The 3,024-nt window shown below is 35.0% G+C and carries 3 protein-coding genes and 2 pseudogenes; 1 reads left to right on the top strand and 4 read right to left on the bottom strand.

Going from position 1 to position 3,024, the window contains the following annotated elements:
• Positions 1-237, top strand: a pseudogene (locus PR800_RS19485) (choline transporter); the annotation flags it as partial.
• A gap of 136 nt (positions 238-373) precedes the next feature.
• Here PR800_RS19485 and PR800_RS19480 read toward each other — a convergent pair.
• The 4 genes and pseudogenes from PR800_RS19480 to PR800_RS19465 all read right to left on the bottom strand — a co-directional run.
• Complete coding sequence (locus PR800_RS19480; RefSeq protein WP_272531262.1) at positions 374-979, bottom strand: hypothetical protein; 606 nt, start codon at positions 977-979, stop codon at positions 374-376.
• Entirely contained in the window at positions 976-1,164 is a 189-nt protein-coding gene (locus PR800_RS19475; RefSeq protein WP_206276759.1) for a hypothetical protein, read from the bottom strand. Before PR800_RS19475 ends, PR800_RS19480 begins: the two co-directional genes overlap by 4 nt.
• 243 nt (positions 1,165-1,407) lie before the next feature.
• A complete protein-coding gene (locus PR800_RS19470; protein WP_206276755.1) occupies positions 1,408-1,914 on the bottom strand; it encodes a contact-dependent growth inhibition system immunity protein in 507 nt (168 codons plus the stop codon).
• Positions 1,914-3,024, bottom strand: a pseudogene (locus PR800_RS19465) (Contact-dependent inhibitor A); the annotation flags it as partial. The pseudogene PR800_RS19465 and the gene PR800_RS19470, both read right to left, overlap by 1 nt.

Below are 3,024 nucleotides of genomic sequence, written 5' to 3'. Positions count from 1 at the left end.
TTTTTTATACGAAGTTCGCCCCCGTTACTATATTCAACCGTCATTTGCCTTAGCGGGTATGAGTACAGAAACTGATGATGAGAAGAGCGAAGAACAACGCTATTACCGCGAAGAAATTCACTTAAAAAAAGGTGGGCAAGACTACGATGTGTGGGCTGGGCAAAAGAGCAGATCATTCACGATATTCTTGATCAGTACGAAAAACATATTCTCTTCTTACACTTATTGGGTAAGTAAGCCAAAAAGAGTGGGAGTGAACATTAAAGACTGAAGTTTATACAGTAATAACCGCCATCTTTATATAAAGATGGCGGTTATTTATGATACATTCCAAACTTTCGCCATGTTTTATTTTTTCGTATAGCCCATAATCTTAACCATGGTACATACGAGGAAAATACTCACTAATTTTGTCGTTATCAAATAACTGGTCTACAGTGAAATCAATGGTATCAGATACCGCAATTCCATGGCGCAATTCTTCAGGAAAGTCTTCAATTGAAGCATAAATAGTCGGCATCAAATAACGAAAATAATCCCCCATCTTAGTTTCACCTTCATAGCCGACAGGATAATCATCTCCAGGGTTATTGCCTTCTATAGCTTGATAAATAAAAAAACCTTTATTTAATGGTAAGTTATAATCCGAACAAACTTTTAATCTATCAAATTTATCTTTTAAGTATTTCTCAACTTCAGGCTTTGTGTTTAAGAAACGAAAAAAATAATGAGAATACAAGTCTAAAATAACCGAGCCTTTTTTATCTTCGGGGTAATCTACAAATATGGCAGACTCTTCCCATTTATATTCATTCAATTGATCAAGCAATTCTTCAAAATTTTCCAAAGAGAGAAGTGCATTAGGTAACCATCCCCAATTATTGTTAACCACAACCGCGATTTTTCCATTTTTATCCATAGCAAACCAAGTATAGATAGTTCCAAAACTTGGTTTCCAGTCATTTACTAATGTACTCATTTATGTGCTCCTGTTGGCCATGTAGCTTGACAATTGTCACATGTTTCTTTGATTGCTTTTAACGGAATTGTATCTTTTCCCCAAACCTCTCGTGGCCTGACCGCTTGGGTAAATCGGATATTTTCTGGTTTAACGCCTTGACGGATCAACGAGTCTACTGCTGACTGAGTGATGATAAGCTTCACGATATCACTTTGTCCGAGTGAATTAAGAGTCTTGAATAGGTTTCCTTCGGTTTCGTGCACTATGCACAATATGTGTAAAAAAGTATGAATAGATCATTTCGTACATTTGCTGTGATTTTTACATCTATTTTGGGTCGATTAGTTGTTTGTCTTTTGGTTAATTGAGTTTGAATGAAAGTATTAAAAATACCTAAAAATAAAAGCCACCTTGTTATAAGATGGCTTTTATATGTGAACGTAAAATTAGAATTTTTTAGAAGTACAACGACTTAATGCTAACCTAACCCCAGAACCAATTTCATCAAATGTGTCATTGAGAGATAAAATGACATGCAGAGATTCTCCTAGACCTTCCCAACCTTCAAGCTTTGAGTGATGGGTTGGTGTTATTTTTATTCTATTATTTAAAAGGTAAACAGAACAATTTAGCATGTTCGCTAAGAGCTGACGTTTAGAACGATAATTATATTCTGACTTTAACGTTTCAAGCCAAGCGTCCCATTTTTTTTTCATATTCTCTTTTTTAAAAAGATTATCATATTCTTCATCGTTTAGATGAGTATTACTCCTTTCAAGAGCTTGGATTACTTTTTTTCCTAGCTCATCATTAGAACTATCCAATGGTAATATGATTGATGGGTGGTTAGGATCTATTGTTACTAGTCCATAACCCGACTCTGTATTTATACAAAAAAATTTGTCTGTTATTACTATTGAAGCACAATAATCTTTATTTTTAATAAAATTCATTATTTCACCTGTGTTATTTTTACTTCAATGCCCAAACCTTGGCCGTATGAGACGGCCCGATTAATTTCTGCCCATTGTGTTTTGTTTGTTGAATTTGGAACAGCAAGCCAAATTTCGCGTTTAGCGATCATATCGGAACGTAAGCTAGTACCTGATAATGAATAACTGTCAAATTTAACAGCACTATCTATATTATTTTTTAGGGTATTATAGATCTGTTTTGGCTCATTGAGTTTGCTCAACGTTTGAGTATCTAAACTTTTAGCACTGATCGCAACTTTTTGTTCTGCATTATAAAAGTCAAATGTTTTAAAGTTTTTGGGTAATCTAGCTCGGTCTGGTAAGGTTTTGGCAATGGCATCCTCCCATGACATTCCTTGAGTATTGATCCCTCCTCCTTGTGAATACCATTTCATACCAATTTCTTTCGCCGATATTGTTTTTATAGAAGAGTTTCGACTAAAGTAATTAATAGTAAAATCACTTAGCCCTTTTACTAAATATCCACCACTCACAACAAGAAGTTGATTTTCAGGGTCTGATATCCATGATGAAAATTTTATCCAAGAGGGAGTTTGTGTATCAATTTTAGCTAAATCTTGAGAGTTCCAATACTGAACATATTGCTTTGCCAAATCATTCTGCATGACATCAAAGCCGAGATAGCTTGCCCAATAAGGTCGTTCTGCTAATGCAAATGTATTTTCAATATACTTTTTCTTCAATTCTTGAACGGATAAAGAATTATCTTTTAGTTCATCGTCTAAATTAAAGCTATTTTTATTACTAAATGCAGCAAATTTATTGATAGTATTTGATTGGCATGTTAAATCACTGCCGCATTTTTGCATTTGTGCATCAAAATCCATTGCAAGTTCATGAAGTAAGTGATTAAACCTGAAGGTACTTTCTCCCGAGTCCGCACCACTGTAGACCCCTCCGGCATTACCTGTGAATATTGCACCCGCAAATCCCCCTAACACGCGGGATAATTGAGCGTATTTCTCAGAATCTTTTTGCCATTCTTTTTCATTGATCAAATTGTTGTTTAGTGTGATCCCAGCTAACTGAACAGCAAGACTACCAACTATAGCCCCTTTTGCATTTCCG

The organism is Providencia sp. PROV205 (genome assembly GCF_028479505.1).
Taxonomy (GTDB): Bacteria; Pseudomonadota; Gammaproteobacteria; order Enterobacterales; family Enterobacteriaceae; genus Providencia; species Providencia huaxiensis.
The sequence above is the reverse complement of the archived record's forward strand: the minus strand, read 5'-3'. Positions and strand labels throughout refer to the sequence as shown.